The sequence below is a fragment of the Nocardiopsis sp. MT53 genome, from assembly GCF_019598965.1.
Lineage (GTDB): Bacteria > Actinomycetota > Actinomycetes > Streptosporangiales > Streptosporangiaceae > Nocardiopsis > Nocardiopsis changdeensis.
On sequence record NZ_CP080600.1, the window covers coordinates 19,890 to 39,640 of the forward strand.

Genomic DNA, 19,751 nt, shown 5'->3' on the forward strand with positions numbered 1-19,751 from the left:
AGGCAACAGGCAACACCCCGATTTTTGCCCCCCAGGGCCGGGTCCGCTGCGATGATGGTCCGCGACGACGCCCCGACCCCCGAGAGGAACCCCCTGTGTCCGACCTCAGCGACGACCTGCGTAACCTCACCCCCGACCCCGACGACCAGCCTCTGAAAATCGAGGTGGACGAGGCGACCCGCACCGACAACCCCCAGGTCACGTTCCAGACGCTGGCCGAGGAGTTCGCCGAGCACTACCGCAAGATCCTCACCAGGCTCCCCGCGGACCGCAGGGCCGCCCATGAGCAGGGGTGGGAGGAGATCCACCGCAGCACGCTGGTGTACTGGGAGCAGACCAAGTGCAACGGCCACGACCCCGCGACCCTGTACGGATGGGAGACCGTGGCCGCCATGGTCGACATCTCCCAGCACATGCTGAACATCGCCGCAGAGGCTGCCGAGCAGGACGAGTAGGCACACTCACTACCGCGGGCCGCCCTGGAGCACAGGGCGGCCCGCGACGCGGTCGAGGACGTCCGCGCAGTCCGTCACACCGACGCGGCGGCGCCTGGCCCGGCCAGCCGGACACCAGTCAGCGCGGGCGCCGAAGTGCTCCGCGCTCGAACACGCCACGAACCGCCGCCCAGGCGCCGGCCAGGCCGCGCCGCACCGCGCCGGCACGGTGAAGCCCAGGCCCGCCCAGGCTCATGCCGCGGGACCGGGCCAGGTCCGTCAGGGCGTTGACCGCCAACAGCGCGGTGACCTTGTCGATCTGCAACCGGCCCAGCTCCGCCATCTGGACCTGTCCTCCGAGTATGCGGTCGTCGGCTTCATCGAACCGGGCCTGCCAGTGGCCCACCGCCCCCGCGATCACCATCGTGGGCACCGCCGACGGGCCGTCGGCGTCCAGGACACGGCGGGCCTGCACCAGCGCATCGCGCCGCCGCCGACAGCCCACGGCATCGGTGGTTCCGGCGACCAGGGCCGCGACCTGGCCCTGTTCGGCGATGGCGTGATCCAGGTAGCGGGCCAGCGCCGACCGCGCTTCCTCCGCGTACCGGGGGTGGGCGGCCGACAACGTGCTCAGGGAGTCCATGCACGCCACCGTAGAAGACCGGCCTGTGGCCCGGCACCCCAAGAGCGCCTTCTGGCCGCGACCGGACACCAGGCCAGCTCTCCCCCAGTAGGGGCGGACGGGTTCCGTCTGCGTCTGGGGTGTGCTCCCAAGCCTGTGCGCCGACCGCAGGCAGCACGGGTGACATCGTCCGGACCGGTGCGCGTTCGTCGGGCAGCGGCACGGAGGCAGTGCCGCATCAGCACTGTATGGGGCACAACATGATGCCGGAGTCGTCAGGGTCGTGGCCTTGGTTCCTCCCACGTCCACCGCCCCGCGGGGGAGCCGTCCGGATGACGGCCGTAGGGCCACAGCGACGGGGGCGGCACAGCGAGCCCGCCGGCGTCCAGTACTCGCCTCTCGAATTTCGCTGCCGATTGTTCCTGCCCCGTTCGGTGCAGTTCCTCCAATAGAGAGGCGACATCGTGCGCATGGATGTTGGTGTGTACGGCTGCCCGGGCCGCCAGTTCCTCCGCGGCCTGTGCCTGCCCCGTTCGGTGCAGCGCTCCCAGCAGGGAGGCGACGGCGTGCGGGTGGGTGAGGTCAGCATGTGCGGCCGCTCGGGACGCCACTTCCTCCGCGGCCTGTGCCTGCCCCGTTTGGTGAAGTGCGACCAGTAGGCTGCCGGCGGGGGACGGGTTGGTGAGGTCGGCGTGTATGGCTGCCCGGGACGCCAGTTCCTCCAGGGCCTGTTCCTGCCCCATGTCGCGCAGCGCCTTCAACAGGAAGTTGACGGCGACCGGGTCGGTGAGGTTGGCGTGTACGGCGGGGTTGCGTGCCAGCAAGGCAGCCACAGCCTGTCCCTGTCCCGCTCCGTGCAGGTCCCTCAGGAGGGAAGCGACAGCGCTCGGGTCGGTGAGGTCGGCGTGTACGGCTGCTCGGGACGCCAGTTCCTCCATGGCCTGTTCCTGTCCCGTGTGTCGCAGCAACTCCAGTAGGACGCCAACGGCGCCTGGGTCGGTGAGGTCGGCGTGTACAGCTGCCCGGGACGCCAGTTCCTTCGCGGTCCGTGCCTGCCCCAAGTCGCGCAGCTCCCCCACCAGGAAGAACACTTTGCCCGGGTGAGAGAGGTCGGCGTGTACGGCGGGGTTGCGTGCCAACAAGGCAGCCGTGGCCTGCTCCTGCCCTGCGTCGCGCAGCTTCTCCAGTAGGAAGGCGACGGCGCGCGGGTCGGTGAGGTCGACGTGCGCGGCCGCCCGGGACGCCAGTTCCTTCGCGGCCCGTACCTGCCCTGCGTCGCGCAGCCCCTCCACTAGGGAGATGACGGCGCTCGGGTCGGTGAGGTCGGCGTGTACGGCGGGGTTGCGTGCCAACAAGGCAGTCACGGCCTGTCCCTGCCTCATGCGGTGCAGAACCTCCAGCAGGGAGGCGACGGCGTGCGGTTGGGTGAGGTCGGCGTGTACGGCGGGGTTGCGTGCCAACAAGGCAGTCACGGCCTGTCCCTGCCTCATGCGGTGCAGAACCTCCAGCAGGGAGGCGACGGCGCTCGGGTTGGTGAGGTCGGCGTGTACGGCTGCCCGGGACGCCAGTTCCTTCACCGCCTGTTCTTGCCCTGCGTCGCGCAGCTTCTCCAGTAGGAAGGCGACGGCGCTCGGGTTGGTGAGGTCGGCGTGTACGGCTGCCCGGGACGCCAGTTCCTTCACCGCCTGTTCTTGCCCTGCGTCGCGCAGTTTCTTCAGTAGGGAGGCAGCGGCGTACGGTTGGGTGAGGTTGGCGTGTGCGGCCGCCCGGGACGCCAGTTCCTTCACCGCCTGTTCCTGCCCTGCGTTGTGCAGCTTCTCCAGTAGGAAGGCGGCGGTGTCCGGGTCGGTGGGGACGGTGTGCGCCGCGATCCAGCCCGCACCATGCTGGTCGGGATCGGTTTCAGGCAACAGCAGCCTGACGGCCAGAAGCGCGGCCCGGGGGTGACGGGCCAAGATGGCCCGCTGGCTGAGTCGGACTGCGTGCCAGAGCAGGCCGCGATTCCGAGCCGCCTTCACCAGGATGTACAAGTCATCAGGGTCGGTGAGGTGTTCCTCTACGGCGTGCCAGAACGAAGCCGGAGGACACTTCTCCCGACGCGTGTGGTTGGCGTGCTGTTCGAGGTAGTCCTCCAACCGGTACACCGGCCCCTGCGCCGTGGAGGTGGTCTGGTCACTGCGGCGGGTCCGGACCAGCCGCAGCGGGGCCTGCCCGCCGTGCACCACCGTTCCCGCCTCCTCCAGGGCCTGGTCCACCCACTGGTCAGGCAAGGCGTCGAGTTCGTCGTCGGTGAGGTAGCCCTCCGCGGCCTGGACCAGGAAACCCAGGGGCAGGTGCAGGCTCACCCCGAGGCGGCGGGCGTCCATGGCCGCGTTCAAGAGCGCCCTGGCCCCCGGCGAGGCGGTCTCGTAGCGGCGCACGAGTTCGGGAGCCCCGGCCAGCGTCTGCGCCAGACGCCCGTCACGGACGTGCTCCAGGGCGTGGGCGAGTTGGCCATCACCGGATTGGGCGAGCTCTCGGGCGTTGTCGAGCTGGTCGTTGGTGAAAGCGACGGGGACCGTGACCTGCCGGCCCTCCAGCAGGGCCCGGGCCTGGGCATGCGCGTCCTGATGTCCCGGGTCGGGTTGGGCGGTCAGAGCGTCGCAGTACTTCTTCCACAGGGTGCCCAGGACCAGCACCGGACCGCGGGCGGGGTTGGTGAGCAGGACGTGCAGGGCCGCGGCGATCTGTTCACCGAAACGGGGGTGGGCGAGGTAGTGCTGGGACTCGTTGAGCCACACCACCGTGCGCGGACCCACCCGGCCCAGGCCCTCCAGCGCCGCCTCGGCGCGGGTGGGGTCGAAGGGATGCCACAGCCGCCATCCGTGCTCGGCCAGGGGCTGGACCGCTTCCCAGCAGGCGCGGGTCTTGCCGGTGGAGGACAATCCGACCAGCACCACCATGCGACTGGACCCGCCCAGGGCGGCCCGGACGGCGCGGTCCAGGACGTCGTCGTGGTCCCGCCGCACGTATCCGGGCAGCCGTGCCGTGTCGCGTTGGGGCACGCTCACGGTCGCAGCGGGTGAAGTCGGAGGGCTGCCCGCCACGCGCATCTCCAGGTCGTGGGGGTCGCATTCACCGATGGGCCTGCCCGGTGCGGGCCGGGGGGCGGGCGCGGGCGGGTTCGGCGGGGAGATGATGGCCGTGTGGGCCTGGATCACGGTGCTGTGGGAGAGGTCGCCGATGATCGTGTTGGCGGCGTGCGTTGACGGGTCCGGAGCAGGGAGGTCCGGCGGGGCCGACCCGGGGGCGGCCACCGCCCCGACCTGGCCAGGCGGATCCGCGGCCTTGCGGCGTAGCTCCAGCAGGGGCCCGGGCTCCAGGCCCAGGGCCCGGGCCAGCGCCGTGATGGTCTCCTTCGTGGGCAGCGGCCCGGTGCCATTGAGCGCGTTGCTGACCGTGGTCCGGCTCAACCCAGCGCGGGCGCGCAGTTGTTCCTTGGTCAGCCCCGACCGAAGGCGGGCGGTGTCCAGGCGCTCACTCAGTTCCTCCCGAGGGCCGGCCTGGTCCACATCGCCTCCCGTCGCGACCGCCTCATATGTGCGTCGGTGTTCATCTTTGTCCAGGCGGTCACCGGCGGCCACCCCTTCGGCCACATTCGATCCCGTCGACTGGACACCGATGACGGAGGAGAACCGACATGTCCGCGTGGATCGTATCCCTGGCTTTGTCCGGTGCCGTGGTCACGGTCGTGGCCGTACTGGCCGGGGCCGGCGCCGCCTACCTGGCCCGCCGCGACGGCGCCACCTACCCCAAGGCCATCCGCCACGCCGCGGCGACGCTGGCCGCCACCCTCACCCTGGCCGCGGTCCTGGCCACGGCCCTGGCCGCACTGGTCACCCTGCTCCGGTGACCACCGTCCTCTTCAAGGGGGCCTCACCGACGCGAGGGCGCCGCACGGGGACACCCCGGCGGCGCCCCGACTCGTGCGCACCAGTCACCCCCTGTGCGAACACAGGGATCGACCAGTGTCTTCGCCCCCACGTCGGAGCCTGCGCCGGGAATCATGGGGCTCCCCGATTGCTGGGCCCTGCACCGAGCGCTAACGTCCGCACACCGACTCGTCGGCGCCGGTGGCCACAGCCCCGGCCGGGAGCCCGGCCGTGCGCACCGGGCGCGGGAGCATCTCCACCAGCAGCGCCTGAGCCCCGAGTGCGCGCGGCGCATCGCGCCGGTACGCGGCGGTGAGCGGGATCCCGTAGTAGGCCGTCCCGGGTTCGGGCCAGGTCGGATCCAGTGCCGCCCCGTCCGACAGCCGCCCGGCCCAGGCGTGCGGAAACGCCCAGGTGCTCCCTGCGAACGGCGTGGCATAGCCCTCCACGTACACCAGCCCGTCCACGGCATCGGCCAAGTGGGCGGCGAACTCATAGCAGTGCCCGGGGTACCCGCGCCAGTCCTCCAGGTCCTCGGGCAGCGGTACCGGTCTCCACGCCCGGCCCTGGTCCAGCACCAGGGCCTGCGCGGACCCGTACCGCTCCCCCACCGCCGCCGGATGGAGGTCGGCGATCTGACCGATCGACGCGAGCAGGGACCGGCCGATGTCGCCCAGCTCCCCGGCCGGCGCGCCGCCGGGGTCCGGCGCCGAGGCCGTCACCGGGCCGGACACCGGTTCTCGGCAATGCGGTGCGTGTGCAGGCCGCACCCGGCGCCACCGGGGCCCCGGAGATAGTCCTCCGCGGCCGCCGTCGCCCTGGCGAACGCCTCTGCCAGCCCCGGAGGCACATCACCGGCGGCGTGCAGTACGGCCACAGACCGAGGCAGCCCCGGCCGCAGCCGAACAGGCACGCCGTCCAGCGGAGAGGGCAGATCGCGAGATGCGTCACGGGGCGTCGGTGAAGCAGTCTCAAACATCAGAGTCCTCCCTTTCCGGGCGGTAGAGACCGCGGAGGTCCCACAGGGTGACGAACAGGTACCAGCCGACGAACACCAGGAACGCGGCACCCAGCACCATCAGGGCGATCCCGGAGACGACCGGGGCCAAGCGCACGGCCAGGAGGAACCCCAGGCCGATCGCCCCGCCCAGGCCGGACCACAGCCAGGGATGGCGGTGCAGAACGGACAGCAGGCGGTCGGTGCTCACTGGCCGTTCTCCTTTTCCGTGTCCGGCGGGGCCAGGAGAGGTAGCGGCCGGTCGTCGTCGGAGACGTCGACCAGCGGGCCGCTGGTCACGGTCACGCTCGTCTTCTCGAGGCTGCCGCGCTGTACAGCGGCGAAGCGGCGGGGGGTCTCGTCTGTGCTCATCCGTCCATTCTCCGCTCAGGTGCCGGCACAGGGGAGGTCTTCCCCGGAGCCGTTCTCACCGGTCTTCTCGTCGTTGGTCGTGTCGCAGTGGGGCGGACCGGCCCGTTGGGGTCACCGGGCGTCCTCTCCGGCCGACTCCGGACGATAGCTGTGGGCTTCGCGCGAGCACGTCCAGCACCACCCGGTTCATCCCGTCCACCCCCGCCCCGGGGTGTAGGTGGCGCCCGGGGGCATCCCGAGCTGTTCGCGCTGGAACCGGCCATGCCGCCACAGGTACACGAGCCAGTCGGGCACCTCCCGCCAGTTCTCGCCCGGTTCGGGCAGCCGCGGCAGCGCCGGGATCGGCTGCGTGAAGTGCGCGGCGTCGCGCTCGGCCGAGTAGGGCCGCCACTCCACCGCGCAGGCGTCCACCGCGTCGGGGGTGTCGTGCTTGACGCACCGCTGCTCACGCCAGGCCCGCAGCGCGTCCGTGCTGCCGCCCATCTGGTACACGCCGATCATCCCGGCGGTGGACCAGCGCACGTCCAGGCCGCCGTTGATACGGTCGCGCCGGCCGTCCATCACGTGGTTGCGGCACCGGCGTCCGGCCTGAGTGCGGCCCACGCACTGCAAGCGGACGGAGGGCACCACGAGCCACTCGTCCTTGTACGGGTCGTCCTGGCGGGGGATCTCCACCAGGTGCGGACCGTGGGCTTCCTCGTGGGGGTCATGGAACTTCACAGGATTCGTTTCCTCGTCCGAAGGGTCGTGTTCCCGGGGTAGGTCGAAGATGGGGTCACAGCGGGGGGAGCTGGTTGACGAAGTAGCCGATCACCCCACCGAGGAGGAGAGAGATTCCCCCCGTGATGGTATTGGAAATGTACGTCACCCGATGCTTCTCCCAATGCGTGGGCCGCGTCGACCGGGGTGCGTTGATGATGCGTGCCCCTACGGGAAGCTTCGCGGCCCGGAACATGTAAGAGGTGATGGTGCTTATTAGCGCCGAGAAGATCAAAGCGGACGAAGCTGCTGTAATGAATACCTGGGCTGGTGGTGCGTCCTCTTGTGTCAAGAAGTAAAAAAGGATCACCATGGCCAAGAGGCATAGTGCCACGGGGCCAGCCAGCCCGTAGAGGAGCGCCTGCTGCCGCACCCTTGTCATCGGTTTCCCCCTGCGCTCTGCACAGGCGTCCAGGATCCTCTGGGCGGTGCCCAGTGCTGCGTCGTCCGGGTTGACGATGTGGATTTTCGCCTCCCCGGGATCCAGGGTAACCGTCAAAGAAGTCTTCCCCCTCTCGCTTTTCATGGTGAGGGAATTGATCTCCTCCCTGTCATAATCCTTGAAATCGGAAGGCAGTTCACCCTTGCTTCCCGCGTCGTCGTGAAAGTCGATCTCTAGTGTGTCGAACGAGCCGTGGATGATTGTCGCGATGTCCACGAGTTCCTCTTGGAAGAGGACGATGGGGCCGAGGTCGAAGGATTTAGTGGGATCCTTTGATCGAGTGATCGGCATCTGCGAGATCCTTGGGGGTCGTAGTAGAGGTTCTCCAGCGATCAGTTTGCCGGGGGTGGCTCGCTGCTGCTTTCACCGGGCCGTAGCCGGGCGGAGGCTCCCGCCGGCGTTCAGTGCGACATAGAGGGTGTCGCCCAGGGCGCCGGCGGGAGGTGCGGTGACGGTCCCCTCTCCTACTGGTTGTCGTAGGCATGGGCGAGGGCGCGCAGCGCTTCGGCGACCTGCGGGTACTTGTTGATCGGGGGCCGGTTGGGGCGAAGGGCCATCACCCCCCTCAGGGCGCCGCTGATGGTGGCCTGGTGCCCGGTCTCCACGACCTGCACCAGGTGGTGGAGCGCCCTGTAGGTGTTCGCCCACCCCAGGTCGCCGCTGCCCAGGTGCGGGGCGGCGGCCGTGATGAGCCGTCCCACCGCCACGGCCAGCTCTGGCGCCGAGGGCAGCGTCCGGGCTGCGGCGTCCTGCCATGTCTGCTCCGGATCGCCCAGGTCCCCCAGATCCAACCCCAGCTCCCCCGGGACGGGGCCGGGGTTGTCGGCGCGCCAGCGTTTCCAGGCCGCCGCCAGCGTCTCCCACGCCAGGGTGAGCGCACCAGGGTCGTCGGCGGGCAGGTCGATCTCCTCCAGAGCCGCCACCTGGTCCAGGGCCTCGGGCAGCTCATCGGCCAAAGCGGCGTCCAAGTCGGCGAACAGCGCGTGGAAGGCCGGTGCGGCCGCCACCGGGGCGTGCCCGGGAGCGTCGGCGGCCAGCAGCCCGACCCGGGCGGCCCGAATGAGGCCGCCCAGGTGGCGGGCCACGTCCTCGGGCAGGCCGGCGTCGGCGACCAGCATGGGCACGTTGACCGGGGCCTCCAGGTGCCGGGCGTGGGTCTGAAGCTCCAGCACCAGCTCCCCCCACTCCGGGAGCCCGTACGCGTCCAGGTGCGGCAGGGCGTGCAGCAGCGTCCGCATCCGCCGCGGATCCCTGCTGGTCAAGGCGGGATCGACCGCCGCCAGGGCGTGGCGCAGCACGCCGTCGCGCTGGCGGCGCGCGGCCAGGTGCGCGGCGGTGGCGAAGCGGCCCACGGATGCGGCCAGCGCGGTGGCCGCCGCGCGGGTCAGCCCGCCCCGGTGCAGGGCCAGACCGTACCCGGACAGTCCTGCCCCCTTACCGTCCTCGGGTTCGGACCCGGCGGGGGGTTCGGTGGGGCCGGTGGCGATCCGGTGCAGCACCTGCCAGGCGCGGGCGGTGTCCGGTTCACGGATGAGCTGCGCGACGGCGGGTCCGTTCACCGCGGACAGTGAACGCACCACCCGGCCCAGGGCCGCGGCGTTCCCGGTGCGGTAGGCGTCGATGAGTGCGCCCAGCCCCTCGCCCAGGGGGTGGCCGATCCCGGAGCGCACCAGCGCGGGAAGGACGTCGCGGTCGCACAGCTGCGCCAGGGGTTCGGCGGCGGCCGTGGGCAGTCCGGCGGCCGCCACCAGGTCCGGGCGCGGGGTGAGCGGCCCCCAGTTGCGCCACGCGCGCTCCCACAGCCGCTCCCCGGCCGTGCCGAGGAGGCGTGCGCGCTCGGCGTCGCCGAGTGCGGCCACGGCCGCCAGCGGCTTCTCCAGCAGGGTGGGGGCGCCGGTGTCGATGGCATTGGCCAGGGCGTCCAGCGCGTTCGCGGCGGTGCCGGGCTCCAGCTCGGACGGCACCTGGCGGATGTGCCCGGCCAGGGCCAGCAGGTTCTGCACCGCGTCCCATTCTGACCGCGTGGGGGTGCTCCGGGGGGTGCCGCCGCTGCCGGGCGGCACGGTGGCCGGCAGCGGTGCGCTGTCGGCGTCCCAGGCCCGGTGCGCCTGCTGCCACAGCCGCTCCCCGTCCTCGCCCAGAGCGCGGGTCCGCTCTGCGGCATCCAGGCCGGCCACGGTCGCCATCGCCTGGTCCACCAGGTCCGGGACACCGACGTGAAGCGCCTGCCCCAGGTCGCGCAGTGCCCTGGCGACCGGCCCCGGGGCCAGGACGGGCAGCAGCACGTGGATCCGCTCGTACAGCTCCACCAGCGGGTGCACCGGCCTGTCGGCGGCGCCCGGTGCGGCCGCGGGCGGGGCGTCCAGGGCGGCGACCGCGGTGTCGGAGGCCAGGGCCCACGGGCTGTCCCGGACGGCCTCGCGCAGGATGTCCAGAAGGTCGGCGCGGGTGCCGGGCCGCACCCCGGCGAACTCGGTCAGGGCCTTGTGGGCGCCGTCGTTCTTGGGGTGGCGGGCCGCGGCCGCGGTCACCGCGGCCAGGGCCGGGTCGGTGAGCCAGTGGCCCACCAGGTGGGGGGTCTCCTCCAGGGTGGCGGTGAGCAGGACCGCGCCCAGCAGCCGGGCGGCCGCGTGGGCGAGGTAGGGGCCGGGCGGGTCGGCGATGGCGGCGATGAGGTCGCTGGCGCGGGAGATGTGGGCGCCCAGGGTAGGGGGCAGGGGGGCGGTGTAGTCGGGGTGGCGGGCCGCGGCGCGGTCGAACTTGTCGCGGGCGCCGTCGGCGGTGAGCCCCAGGGCTTTGCCGATGCGGGGCCAGGACCAGCCGCGGCTGCGGGCGGCGCCGATGGCCATGAGGGCGGCCCGGTCCACGGCGGCCTCGGCGGGGGTGATGCCGCGCAGGAGCCGGGTCAGGTCGGGGTCGGTGGTGTCGGGGGCGGGGCGGCCGCCGGTGGCCTCCAGCGCGTCGGCGGCCGCCAGCAGGGCGCGGGCCGCTTCCGGCGACGGCGGGCCGGGGGTGCGCCCCGCAGAAGACTGTGCGGTGCTCGGACCCCGGTGCGCGGACCCGGGGGCGGGCTCCACAGGCACGGTGCAGGTGGTCGGCTTCGTACTCATGGGGGCGAAGCTACACGCCTCAGGCCGGTGACCGCAGGCGAACGCCGCATTCGGATCGCCTGGTTTCCACCCCGCAGGGCCGAAGCCGGGGCCGAACACCGGATGCCCCATGCGGGGGATCACCCTGGTTCGAGGATGCGGGGGTTTCCCCCGCCCGCGCATAACTGGCCTTATGCGCCACCGTCCATGATGGACGATCCTCATTTCTCAGAAAACTTTCGGGAAGCAAGCTACGATCACCTGTGACAGACGGGGCCGGTTTTCGCGGGTGGGCATGTCTGACCTGTGAGCACCCCCGAACCGTGACCCCAGAACCACGACCGTCCATGAGGAGTCCCCGATGGGCCCGACCGACCCCGCGCGCTCGCCCGCAGCGCGCACCGACCGCATCCACCGAGGGGGGCGCCGATGAGCCGGCTCCTCACCGCCCCCGACGGCGCCGTGTGGGCCGAACAGGTCCTCACCGCCCGCTACCCCGAGCTGGAGGCGCAGGCGCACGGCATCGCCTCGGTGTTCGCCGTCCTGGCCGTCTCCAGGCTCGCCGCGGATGTCACCCTGCGCCAGCTCGGCGTGGACGGCGTGGAGCCGCTCACCCCCGACCAGGCCCGCGCCGGCCTGGTCCTGGTCGAGGACGCCACCCGCGCCCCGCGCTTCGCCGAGCTGCTCCTGGCCCACAGCGCCCACGCCCTCGGAATGACGTGGGAGGAGATCGCCGTGGTGCGCCGCAAGACCAGCGGCTCCAGCTACCGCAAGCGCCTGGACCGCATCCAGGCCGAGTTCTTCATCCCCACCTACGAGCTGCCCGCCCGCCCGGTACTGGGCGAGTACGGCAAGCACGCCAAGGCCCTGCTACAGGAGGCGCTCGAGGGCCGCCTGGTGAACCCCCACCAGAACGCGGCGGCCGCCGACCTGCTCGCCGCCCTGCTGTTCGTCCGCACCGAGGCGGGCCAACCCGCGCAGGCGCTGCGGACCTGGCTGGAGACCGCGAACCTGGCCCCCGCCCTGGAGGCCCTGGAGGACCTGGCCACCGACCAGGCCCGCGCCGCCCAGGACCTGCTCACCGCGCACACCACCGGTGACCAGCACTTCCGCGCCTCCGTCGAGAGCCTCGTCGTCCTGGCCCTGTCCCACCTGCCCGACCCGGAGCACCCCATGTCCACAGACCCCCGCGCCCAGCCCCCCGGCTCCCCCGCACTGGTCCTTCTGTCCCAGGCCGCCCGCACCTTCCTGGCCTGGTGGCTGGAGGAGGACGACCCCGACACCGCCCGGACCATCAAGCAGCGCGGGACGGCGCGACTGGACGCCGAGCGCATCGACGCCCTGCTGGAGGAGCTGAAAACCCCGGACAACGTCGCCGGCCACGAGGAGGCCGTGCAGGACCTGCTGCGCGCGCGGGGGGAGCTGGCCGAACTGGACGCCGCTCGCACCGACATCGCCCGCATGCGCGAGATCGGTTGGGAGGGCTTCCAACGCGAGGTCGAGGACGCCCAGGCCGCCGCCGGAGACATGTACCCCGACGGGTTCGGCCGCCTCTGCGACGCGCTGGGGCTGACCGGGGTCTACCGGGAGGCCGGCTTGACGGACGACCCCACCGAGGACGACGTGCAGCGGCGCGCCCGCGCCTTCGGCCTGTCGCCCACCGTGTACCCGCGCTGACGGGAGGAAGCCCTCATGGAATTCGCTGACCTGTGGCGCAGGCTCACCGGCCGCGGCGCACGCACGGGACCCGATGAGGCCGCCGACCCGTGGCGGTCCCCGGAGGGGGCCCGGCTGCTCGGGCGCCTGCACCGGGCCAACCCCGGCCTGGCCGCCGGGGTCGAACGAGGGCGTGAGCGGCGGGGAGAACCGGCGCCCGCACCGGAGCCGGGGGCCGTCGCCGCACCGGAGCCGGGCGGTCCCCTGCACGCCCACGAGGTGACCCCCGACGATGCCGCCTGGATGCGCAGGATGGCGCACGCCCACTTCGCAGACGATGCGGTGGTCATGCTGCCCTCGGGGCGGACGGTCAGCGGCGCGGAGGTGCGCCGGTGGATCCAGGAGCAGGGCTGACGGTGTGAGCCCTGCGCCGGGCCGGTCCGCCCGGCGCAGGGAACCGGCACGAGATCCGAGATCGTCAAAGTGACGGTCTTAAAATTTTCTCGTCAAAGTGACGACATCACGCTAGATCCGCGCTATGATGGTTACATCAGAGATCGTCAAAGCGACGAGAAACGGAGTGGTCGTCATGGTGGCAACCCGCCGGGTGGGTCCCGGGCAGAACCCGTACCTGTCCCCGGAGGACGTGCGGACCGAACTCGCGGCCGAGGTCGAGGCGCTCCCTGCCGTCGAACTGCTGGCCCAGATCCTCGCCGCCCTGGAGCCCACCGACGTCCCCGCGAACGCCACCGTGGCCCTGGCCCCCACCCGCACGAGCGTCGCCGTCGGCGGCCGTATCGGCGACGACGACCGGGAACTGACCGTGGCCGTCATCGGGGAGGGTTACGACCACTACCCCCGCACCCCCGCCGAGTCTGCCGCCCCCCGCGCGGACCGGCCGCTGCCCCTGGACGAGGTCGCCGCCCACGTGGACCCCGCCGACGGGGACTATGTCCTGTTGCTGGAGATCCTGCGCGCCCTGGCCGCCGTCGACCCCCAGATGAGCGTGGAGGCCATCGCCCCCGCCTACTGGGGGCCCGAGGTCATCGTTCGCACCCCGGGCGGCGACCGGCTCACCATCGCCACCGGCTGACCACCCACCCCGGGGCCGCCGCCCCGTCCTGGCGGCGGCCCCACCACACCGAGAACGGAGCACACCGTGGACCACCGCAAGGAAGCCCCCCGCACCAGCGCCGAGGACGTCGCCGAGCTGCTGGCCGCCATGTTCGCCGAGTACCCCATGAGCGACGGCCCCAAGACGACCATCGCCCTGACCGGCCCCGACGGCAAGACCCACAAGGCCGAGGCTGACCCCGAACAGCTCGGATGGCTCGGCAACCAGATCCAGGCCGGGCACGCCGACGCCGACCGCTCCCACTACGACCACCCCGACCACGGCGTGTGCGCCCACTGCGGACAGCACGAGGACGCCGTGCAGATCTGACCACCCACCCAAGGGCCGCCCCGACCCGTCCACGGGGCGGCCCTCCCCGATCACCACCCCGACAGGAACACCGTGACCAGAGACCGCCTCACCGCCGACGACGCCGTGCGCATCCTGACCGCCCGCTACCCCGACCTTCCCGCCCAGGCCGGAACCGGCACCCCGCACACGTTCGCCGCGCTCGCCGTCGCCCGCGTGGCCGCCGACCTCAGTCGCGGGCCCGCCGACGGGTACGCCGCCGCGCCCGTGACCCGCCAGGAACTGGACGCCGCCACCGTGCTGATCAGCGACGCCCACACCGGCATCGAGCACGCCGAGGTGATCATCACCGCCGCCCAGTACGCCCACGACGGCGTTTCCTGGGACGACCTCGCCGCCCTGCGCGGCCACGCCGGGGGAGCCAGCACCCAGAAGCGCCAGAGCAGGCTGATCGAGCGGCTCGGCGTCCCGGACACCGTGCTGCCCGTGGCCCCGACCCTGCCCGCGCACACCAAGCGCGCCCGCGCCCTGGTCGAGGCAGCCACCGCCGAGGAGCCCACCAGCCCCTACCTGGCGGCCCAGGCCGCCGACGTGCTCGGCGCGCTGCTTCTGGCCGCCCGGTACGACCAGGCCACCGGCGCCGACCTGCGCGCCTGGACCGAAGACCCCACGTTCACCGGAGCCGCCGAGGGACTCGCCCGCGCCCCCCGGGAACAGGCCGAGGCCGCCCGCCAGGTCCTGGCCGACACCGCCACCAGGCTCCCCGCAGGAACCCGCGGCGACATCAACCGCCTGGTCCTGGCGGGGATCGACCAGTGGGACCCGCCCACCACGACCGACACACCGAAGGATTCCGACGCATGAACACCCCGAACTGGACTCCGGACTGGTGGCGCCGCCTCTTCGGCGCGGCCGAGCCCCCACACATCCAGGTCCTGCGGGTCTTCCTGGCCGACCCCGACCGTCCGCGGTTCGGCTACGACCTCATGCAGACCACGCGGTTCCCCAGCGGCAGGCTGTACCCGGCCCTGGCCCGCCTGAAGCGGGACGCCTGGATCACCGGCACGTGGGAGGACATCAACGAGGACGAGGCGGGCCGCCCAGCCCGCCGCAGCTACCGGCTCACCGCAGCTGGTCGCGTGCACGCCCGCGCCCTGGTCGACGCCCGGGACGCCGCCGCGGCCGCACCCGACCAGCGGCCGACCCTGGAGGCCGCCCGGAACCGCGCCGACGCCCTGATGGGCCGACCCGGCCCCGACGCGGACGGCTACGCCGATGCGTTCACCGATACCGCCCGCGAGGTACTGGCGGCTCTGCTCTACGCCGCCGCCGTGACCGAGGCCGATCCCGAGCAGGTGCGCCGGTGGGCGAGCACCTACAGCCTGGAGCCGTACGAGCTGCTCCGGGCCCGCACCTCCGGTGAGGCCGAGGACCCCGACGCCCGCACCGCCTGCATCGAACTGCTGCGCGTCTACCAGCAGATGCCCGACCGCTCACGGAGCGCGGTCATGATGCAGGTCGCCGCCGCCCTGGACAACCTCAAGAACTGACCCGTCCCCGCCCGGGGGCGCCCGCCCCCGGGCCACCGAGAAGAAGGAGAAGCATCATGTTCGGACGACTCAGCCGCGGGGAGATCTCCGGCATCAACGAGGACGGCGCCACCTGCTGGTGCGGCGCCGACATCGTCAGCGGCACCAGCAAGTTCGAGAAGCGCACCAGCGGCCCCGACCTGTACGTCCGCGAGCTGACGTGCGCGAACAGCCACGTCGAGACCCGCAAGAGCGACGGTGGCTGATGGGCGGCTACGACTACGCGGCCGACACCCGGCCCGAGCATTTCGTCCGCGTGACGTGGGAGGACCCCTACGACACGATCCATGACGCCGTCAAAGCCGACAGCCCGGAACAGGCGCTGGCGGCCGCCCGCGCCAACTGGCCCGGCGCCGACGTCATCCTGGCCGGCCCCCAGGGGGAGCGGTGACCCTGGCCGCAGTGGTCTTCATCGTCGCCCTGGCCGCCCTGGTGGTGGGGATGTGGACGTGGCAGATCCGCCACGTCATCCGCACCGCCCCCGCGGCCGCCGCCATCGGTGTCCGGTGGCGGGTACGCGACCGGGCCGACGCCGCGGACCTGGACGCCCTGCGCGCCCACCTGGCCCTGGAGGCGATGCACCAGGCCCGCCGGACCTGCGGCGCCCACCTCACCGTCGCGGAGATCTCCGCCGCGGCGGCCGACCCGCAGGGCGCGGCCGCCCGGTTCCGGCGGGAGGGCACCCCGGACGCCTACGCGGCCGCCCGGGACCTGGAGGACCTGGCCCGGCAGGCCGACCGGGAGGCGATCACCGCGGTGATCACCTGGGCCCTGGAGCAGGAAGGCCGCTCCAAGAGCAGGAAGGCCCGCGGCTGAGACCGCGGCCGCCACCCCCACCCGAAACGACGAAGGGAAGAGACCATGCCACCTCAGATCCGCATCTCACGGGCGGTGCGGACCTTGGAGGCGCGCCGCACCTCCCAGGCCGACGCGCTGGCGGCACTGCTGCGCCAGATCCACGAGGCCCAGGCCATCGGGCGTCTGCCCCGGCTGGTCCGGGAGAGCGCCCAGGCTCTGGCCGAGGAGATCACCGCGCCGGCGCCGCGCGGATGGAGGCGCCTGCTGGACAGGTCCCCCGCGGGCCGCGAGGCGGCCGCCGTGGCGGTGCTGCTGCGCGCCGTCGAGGCCGACCGGGACCAGGCGGGCCTGCCCGTGCGGCGCGCCGCCCAGCGGCTGGCCCGCGTGCTGTCCGTGAGCCGGATCCCTGCCGGCGCTGCCTGACCCCTATGAGGACCGAGGGCCGCCCCACCGGCAAAGAGGGGGCGGCCCCGGCGAACACTCCCCCCGGCTCTGACGAGGAACAAAGAGGAGCGGTATCCATGATGACCCAGGACGACACCCCGCCGGACCGCCCGCCCCGCACGGGGGTGCGCGCGGCCTCGCCCGCCGAGCGGCACCGTGATCACGGACCGGTGACCGGGCCCCTGCACGCCGACGCCTGCGCGGCTGGACGCGAACGGTACGGCCAGCCCCCGACCTGCTGACGACCCTGCCGGGCCCCGGCCTTCCCGGGGCGGGGCCCGGCCCTCAGATACGGAGCAGCATCATGGACCACCCCGACCACTCCCCCAGGCCCGACCTACCCCGCGCCCGCGCGGCCGCGGCCGACCTCTACGCCCAGGTCATCAGGCCCGATCCCGACCCGATCGTCCTGGAGGCCGCACGCGTCCTGGCGGCGCTGTGGACCGCGGCCGAGCTTTCCGGCGGCGGAGACGAGCACGTGGAGCACTGGCTCACCAACGCGCCGGACCTGTCCGTGCCGCGCCGTATCCTCGGTGCGCATCGGGTCGGTGCGTGCGGTGCCTATCCCGGCCGCCTGGTCGCCGCTGACCTGGCCGCCTATGACCACGCCCGCCCCGAGCACTGCCAGGCCGTCCGTGCCGCCATCATGGCGGCCCTGACCGTGGCCACGGTCGTTTCGTGACGCGCAGCCCCGGCGCCGGCAGCCCGGGCTGAGCCCGTCCGCGCACCGTCGCGGAGGCGGCCGCCATGGAGGGGCCGCACCCCTTGTCCCCGCGGTAGCGGGGTGGCCCACACCGGGCCCTCACAGCACCCCGACCCGAGGAGAAGACCAGTGCCGTACACCACCAAGCACCACGCGTTCGTTGACTTCGTGCCCGATGACGACACGGATACCACTCTGCGGTACTACCTGCTCAGCCACACACCAGGGGCCGGTTTCGTCTGGCGTCAGCTGGCCGTGGAGCAGTACACGGCGCAGGTCGAGGACATGAAGGTCGAGCACGCCACCGGCCACCGGGTCACCGCGCGCCGCACTCGGGCCATGCCCCGCGTGGCCTACTACGGGAGCGTCCCCATCGTGCAGCTGGTGGGCGAGGACGGTGTGACCGCCGAGGAGGCGGAGAGGTTCTTCCAACAGGAGATCCAGAACCTGCTGGAAGATGACGACGTGTTCGGGATCGAGGAGTCGATGCTGCCCGGCGTCCAGCACGGGCACGGGTGGCCGCCCTTGTCGTTCATCGAGTTCGTGGAGAGGTTCCGCACCGACGAGCCCCAGCCGGGCGAGGAGATCGGCAAGGAGGACTTTCGCGAACTGCCCTACCACGAGCAGTTCCCACGTGGGCTGTTCGGGATGGACTACGAGGCGTAGCCGCCGGGGGGCCGTCCCCCGCCCGCGGTGACCGCCACGGTCACCGCAGGCCGCTCCGGTGACCGTGGCGGTCACCCGAACGTAGCCCTCCGGCTACGGTCGGACCCGGAAAATGCAGAACCGGTGCACCGCGCGGAGCGGTGCACCGGTCAAAGTAGAGGTGGCGGTGGGTTCGGCCCCGCAGGGCCGGTGGTGTTCCCACCGCCATCGCATCTCATACCCGCCCCGAGAAGAGACGAAGGTAGGAGTTGGCCACCATGGTAGCCCAGGAGTCCGGTGCCGGCACCGGCCGCGAGCCGGTGACGGTCGCCGACATCGCCCGCCTGTACCGGCGCTCCGCGAGAGTGGTCCGCGAGAAGTGGGTGCGCACCGACGCGTGGCAGAGCACGGTCCGCGTGGTCGGCAAGCGGGGGCGGTGGCGGCTGTACGACGCCGACGACGTCGAGGCGTTCGCGCGCCAGCGGGTGTGGCTGCCCCCTCGGGACACCGACGTGCCCCCCGGTCGGCTGCTGGACCAGGCCGCCATAGCCGAGTACACCGGCATCGACATCTCGGCGGTGTGGTCGGACGTCTCCCGCGGCCGCTTGGGCGAGCCCGACGACACGCGCGACGGCGTGCGACGGTGGAAGCGCAGCACCGTGGACGAGCACTTGTGGGCGCGCCAACGCAAACACGAGGGCTGAGTCAGAAAATAGCGCGTTGACCAGCAGAAATAGGAGGGTCGAGGCCGCCGATTGACTTGCAAAAGGTGGGGTCTTCCTTGTAAAATGGGTTGTGTTGGTGGGGGGTGGTGCTCCCGCCGACCGCATCGCATATCCGACGAGAAAGAGAAGGCATGCGCCCGATCAAGATCACAGACCCCAAGGGCGTCATCGCGGCGATCCCCTACCTCCTGGGGGAGCCCCCGCAGTGCGGGATGGTGGCCCTGGTGACCAGGGGCACCCGCGTACAGGTCGGCCTCCGCAAGGACTTCGACGACACCCACGCCCCGATGGAGGCGACCACCGACGCCGCGCGCCTGGTCGCCGCCGCCCAGGGCGAGGGCGACGGGCTGATGCTCATCGCCTACGGCCCCGGGCCGAGGGTCACCCCGTACGTGGACGCCGTCCAGTCGGCGGTCCGCCACACCCGGCTGACGCTCGTGGACGCCCTGCGTGTCCACGAGGGCCGGTACTGGTCCTACACGTGCCAGGCCGGGTGCTGCCCGGCCGAGGGGGTCCCCTTCGACCCCGACCAGTCGACCGTCCCCGCCGAGATGGTGGCACGCGGCGAGGTCCGTCTACCCGCTCCGGCGATGGACCCCATCACGCAGGCCCGCCTCAGCCTGGCGCCGGTCGAGGTCCCCGAGGACGACGTCAAGGAGATCGTCGCCGACACCGTGGACGCCGCCCGGCGGTGGGCCGACCCCGTCGCCCGCGCCGCCGAGCAGCTGATGCGGGCGGTGGACGCAGAGAAGGCGGGCCAGGGACCGCAGGACACCGACGATCTCGTGCGTCTGGCCGTGTACCTGCGATCGGTGCCCGCCCGTGACCGGGTGTGGGCGGCGATCAACCCCGAGAACGCCAGCACCCACACCGACCTGTGGTCGAAGGTGACCCGCAGCGCGCCGAGGCCGCTGCGCGCGGCTCCGGCGTCGCTGGTCGCCGTCGCCGCGTGGACCGGCGGGGAACTCCCCCTGGCCCAGGCAGGGGTCCGCGTGGCGTTGGACGCCGACCCGTCGTACTCGCTGGCCCAGTTGGTCCAGCAGGCGCTGACGTTCGGCCTGCCCGTGGAGCGGTGGCTGGACACGGTCCGCAAGAAGGGCTGACGCCCCCCGAGCCCGTACGGGCGTCCGGGGCCCGGCACC

At 72.5% G+C, this 19,751-nt stretch carries 25 protein-coding genes; 17 read left to right on the plus strand and 8 right to left on the minus strand.

Going from position 1 to position 19,751, the window contains the following annotated elements; genetic code table 11:
* The first annotated feature begins 95 nt into the window (after positions 1-95).
* Complete coding sequence (locus K1J57_RS32195; RefSeq protein ID WP_220565969.1) at positions 96-455, plus strand: hypothetical protein; 360 nt, start codon at positions 96-98, stop codon at positions 453-455.
* 118 nt (positions 456-573) lie between these two features.
* Here K1J57_RS32195 and K1J57_RS32200 read toward each other — a convergent pair whose 3' ends face one another.
* Positions 574-1,077 carry a hypothetical protein gene (locus tag K1J57_RS32200; protein ID WP_220565970.1) on the minus strand — a complete coding sequence of 168 codons (504 nt, stop codon included), beginning with the start codon at positions 1,075-1,077 and terminating at the stop codon, positions 574-576.
* Positions 1,078-1,331: 254 nt separating this feature from the next.
* Complete coding sequence (locus tag K1J57_RS32205) at positions 1,332-4,691, minus strand: helix-turn-helix domain-containing protein (protein WP_220565971.1); 3,360 nt, start codon at positions 4,689-4,691, stop codon at positions 1,332-1,334.
* Between the two features lie 44 nt (positions 4,692-4,735).
* On the opposite strand from K1J57_RS32205, the gene K1J57_RS32210 reads away from it, so the two are divergent.
* Positions 4,736-4,948, plus strand: coding sequence for a hypothetical protein (locus K1J57_RS32210; protein WP_220565972.1), 213 nt, complete (start codon positions 4,736-4,738; stop codon positions 4,946-4,948).
* Positions 4,949-5,137: 189 nt separating this feature from the next.
* Here the strand turns inward: K1J57_RS32210 and K1J57_RS32215 are convergent, their stop codons facing one another.
* The 6 genes from K1J57_RS32215 to K1J57_RS34095 form a co-directional block, all read right to left on the minus strand.
* Entirely contained in the window at positions 5,138-5,701 is a 564-nt protein-coding gene (locus tag K1J57_RS32215; RefSeq protein ID WP_220565973.1) for a hypothetical protein, read from the minus strand.
* A gap of 237 nt (positions 5,702-5,938) precedes the next feature.
* On the minus strand, positions 5,939-6,175 hold the full coding sequence (locus K1J57_RS32220) for a hypothetical protein (RefSeq protein WP_220565974.1): 237 nt from the start codon (positions 6,173-6,175) through the stop codon (positions 5,939-5,941).
* Entirely contained in the window at positions 6,172-6,336 is a 165-nt protein-coding gene (locus tag K1J57_RS32225) for a hypothetical protein (RefSeq protein WP_220565975.1), read from the minus strand. Before K1J57_RS32225 ends, K1J57_RS32220 begins: the two co-directional genes overlap by 4 nt.
* Before the next feature lie 186 nt (positions 6,337-6,522).
* Entirely contained in the window at positions 6,523-7,056 is a 534-nt protein-coding gene (locus K1J57_RS32230; protein ID WP_220565976.1) for a hypothetical protein, read from the minus strand.
* A 55-nt stretch (positions 7,057-7,111) separates the two neighbouring features.
* Positions 7,112-7,828 carry a hypothetical protein gene (locus K1J57_RS32235; RefSeq protein ID WP_220565977.1) on the minus strand — a complete coding sequence of 239 codons (717 nt, stop codon included), beginning with the start codon at positions 7,826-7,828 and terminating at the stop codon, positions 7,112-7,114.
* Between the two features lie 173 nt (positions 7,829-8,001).
* Positions 8,002-10,647, minus strand: a complete 2,646-nt coding sequence (locus tag K1J57_RS34095) for a hypothetical protein (RefSeq protein WP_220565978.1) — start codon at positions 10,645-10,647, stop codon at positions 8,002-8,004.
* Between the two features lie 408 nt (positions 10,648-11,055).
* Here K1J57_RS34095 and K1J57_RS32245 point away from each other — a divergent pair, with 408 nt between their 5' ends.
* From K1J57_RS32245 to K1J57_RS32315, 15 genes are all read left to right on the plus strand, one after another.
* Positions 11,056-12,303, plus strand: a complete 1,248-nt coding sequence (locus K1J57_RS32245) for a hypothetical protein (protein ID WP_220565979.1) — start codon at positions 11,056-11,058, stop codon at positions 12,301-12,303.
* A 15-nt stretch (positions 12,304-12,318) separates the two neighbouring features.
* Positions 12,319-12,696 carry a hypothetical protein gene (locus tag K1J57_RS32250; protein ID WP_220565980.1) on the plus strand — a complete coding sequence of 126 codons (378 nt, stop codon included), beginning with the start codon at positions 12,319-12,321 and terminating at the stop codon, positions 12,694-12,696.
* Positions 12,697-12,871: 175 nt separating this feature from the next.
* Positions 12,872-13,375 carry a hypothetical protein gene (locus K1J57_RS32255; protein WP_220565981.1) on the plus strand — a complete coding sequence of 168 codons (504 nt, stop codon included), beginning with the start codon at positions 12,872-12,874 and terminating at the stop codon, positions 13,373-13,375.
* 66 nt (positions 13,376-13,441) lie between these two features.
* Entirely contained in the window at positions 13,442-13,726 is a 285-nt protein-coding gene (locus K1J57_RS32260; protein ID WP_220565982.1) for a hypothetical protein, read from the plus strand.
* Positions 13,727-13,798: 72 nt separating this feature from the next.
* Positions 13,799-14,569, plus strand: coding sequence for a hypothetical protein (locus tag K1J57_RS32265; RefSeq protein WP_220565983.1), 771 nt, complete (start codon positions 13,799-13,801; stop codon positions 14,567-14,569).
* A complete protein-coding gene (locus K1J57_RS32270; protein WP_220565984.1) occupies positions 14,566-15,255 on the plus strand; it encodes a PadR family transcriptional regulator in 690 nt (229 codons plus the stop codon). Before K1J57_RS32265 ends, K1J57_RS32270 begins: the two co-directional genes overlap by 4 nt.
* 56 nt (positions 15,256-15,311) lie before the next feature.
* Complete coding sequence (locus K1J57_RS32275; protein ID WP_220565985.1) at positions 15,312-15,500, plus strand: hypothetical protein; 189 nt, start codon at positions 15,312-15,314, stop codon at positions 15,498-15,500.
* Entirely contained in the window at positions 15,500-15,685 is a 186-nt protein-coding gene (locus tag K1J57_RS32280) for a hypothetical protein (RefSeq protein ID WP_220565986.1), read from the plus strand. Before K1J57_RS32275 ends, K1J57_RS32280 begins: the two co-directional genes overlap by 1 nt.
* Positions 15,682-16,110: a hypothetical protein gene (locus tag K1J57_RS32285; protein ID WP_220565987.1), complete on the plus strand. Its 429-nt coding sequence runs from the start codon at positions 15,682-15,684 to the stop codon at positions 16,108-16,110. The genes K1J57_RS32280 and K1J57_RS32285 overlap by 4 nt, the downstream gene beginning before the upstream one ends.
* 45 nt (positions 16,111-16,155) lie before the next feature.
* Complete coding sequence (locus tag K1J57_RS32290; RefSeq protein ID WP_220565988.1) at positions 16,156-16,515, plus strand: hypothetical protein; 360 nt, start codon at positions 16,156-16,158, stop codon at positions 16,513-16,515.
* 98 nt (positions 16,516-16,613) lie between these two features.
* A complete protein-coding gene (locus K1J57_RS32295; protein WP_220565989.1) occupies positions 16,614-16,778 on the plus strand; it encodes a hypothetical protein in 165 nt (54 codons plus the stop codon).
* Positions 16,779-16,840: 62 nt separating this feature from the next.
* A complete protein-coding gene (locus tag K1J57_RS32300) occupies positions 16,841-17,218 on the plus strand; it encodes a hypothetical protein (RefSeq protein ID WP_220565990.1) in 378 nt (125 codons plus the stop codon).
* A gap of 150 nt (positions 17,219-17,368) precedes the next feature.
* A complete protein-coding gene (locus K1J57_RS32305; protein ID WP_220565991.1) occupies positions 17,369-17,905 on the plus strand; it encodes a hypothetical protein in 537 nt (178 codons plus the stop codon).
* 248 nt (positions 17,906-18,153) lie between these two features.
* Positions 18,154-18,588: a hypothetical protein gene (locus tag K1J57_RS32310; RefSeq protein ID WP_220565992.1), complete on the plus strand. Its 435-nt coding sequence runs from the start codon at positions 18,154-18,156 to the stop codon at positions 18,586-18,588.
* Between the two features lie 152 nt (positions 18,589-18,740).
* Positions 18,741-19,712 (plus strand): DUF4192 domain-containing protein, encoded by a 972-nt coding sequence (locus tag K1J57_RS32315; protein WP_220565993.1) that lies wholly within the window; start codon positions 18,741-18,743, stop codon positions 19,710-19,712.
* Positions 19,713-19,751 lie beyond the last annotated feature (39 nt).

Excerpts from the sequence above, each read along its gene's own strand:
- K1J57_RS32295 (WP_220565989.1), top strand. The coding sequence starts at position 16,614 with ATGATGACCCAGGACGACACCCCGCCGGACCGCCCGCCCCGCACGGGG.
- K1J57_RS32315 (WP_220565993.1), top strand. The coding sequence starts at position 18,741 with ATGCGCCCGATCAAGATCACAGACCCCAAGGGCGTCATCGCGGCGATC.
- K1J57_RS32225 (WP_220565975.1), bottom strand. The coding sequence starts at position 6,336 with ATGAGCACAGACGAGACCCCCCGCCGCTTCGCCGCTGTACAGCGCGGC.
- K1J57_RS32270 (WP_220565984.1), top strand. The coding sequence starts at position 14,566 with ATGAACACCCCGAACTGGACTCCGGACTGGTGGCGCCGCCTCTTCGGC.
- K1J57_RS32275 (WP_220565985.1), top strand. The coding sequence starts at position 15,312 with ATGTTCGGACGACTCAGCCGCGGGGAGATCTCCGGCATCAACGAGGAC.
- K1J57_RS32245 (WP_220565979.1), top strand. The coding sequence starts at position 11,056 with ATGAGCCGGCTCCTCACCGCCCCCGACGGCGCCGTGTGGGCCGAACAG.
- K1J57_RS32280 (WP_220565986.1), top strand. The coding sequence starts at position 15,500 with ATGGGCGGCTACGACTACGCGGCCGACACCCGGCCCGAGCATTTCGTC.
- K1J57_RS32200 (WP_220565970.1), bottom strand. The coding sequence starts at position 1,077 with ATGGACTCCCTGAGCACGTTGTCGGCCGCCCACCCCCGGTACGCGGAG.
- K1J57_RS32290 (WP_220565988.1), top strand. The coding sequence starts at position 16,156 with ATGCCACCTCAGATCCGCATCTCACGGGCGGTGCGGACCTTGGAGGCG.
- K1J57_RS34095 (WP_220565978.1), bottom strand. The coding sequence starts at position 10,647 with ATGAGTACGAAGCCGACCACCTGCACCGTGCCTGTGGAGCCCGCCCCC.
- K1J57_RS32235 (WP_220565977.1), bottom strand. The coding sequence starts at position 7,828 with ATGCCGATCACTCGATCAAAGGATCCCACTAAATCCTTCGACCTCGGC.
- K1J57_RS32255 (WP_220565981.1), top strand. The coding sequence starts at position 12,872 with ATGGTGGCAACCCGCCGGGTGGGTCCCGGGCAGAACCCGTACCTGTCC.
- K1J57_RS32210 (WP_220565972.1), top strand. The coding sequence starts at position 4,736 with ATGTCCGCGTGGATCGTATCCCTGGCTTTGTCCGGTGCCGTGGTCACG.
- K1J57_RS32250 (WP_220565980.1), top strand. The coding sequence starts at position 12,319 with ATGGAATTCGCTGACCTGTGGCGCAGGCTCACCGGCCGCGGCGCACGC.
- K1J57_RS32300 (WP_220565990.1), top strand. The coding sequence starts at position 16,841 with ATGGACCACCCCGACCACTCCCCCAGGCCCGACCTACCCCGCGCCCGC.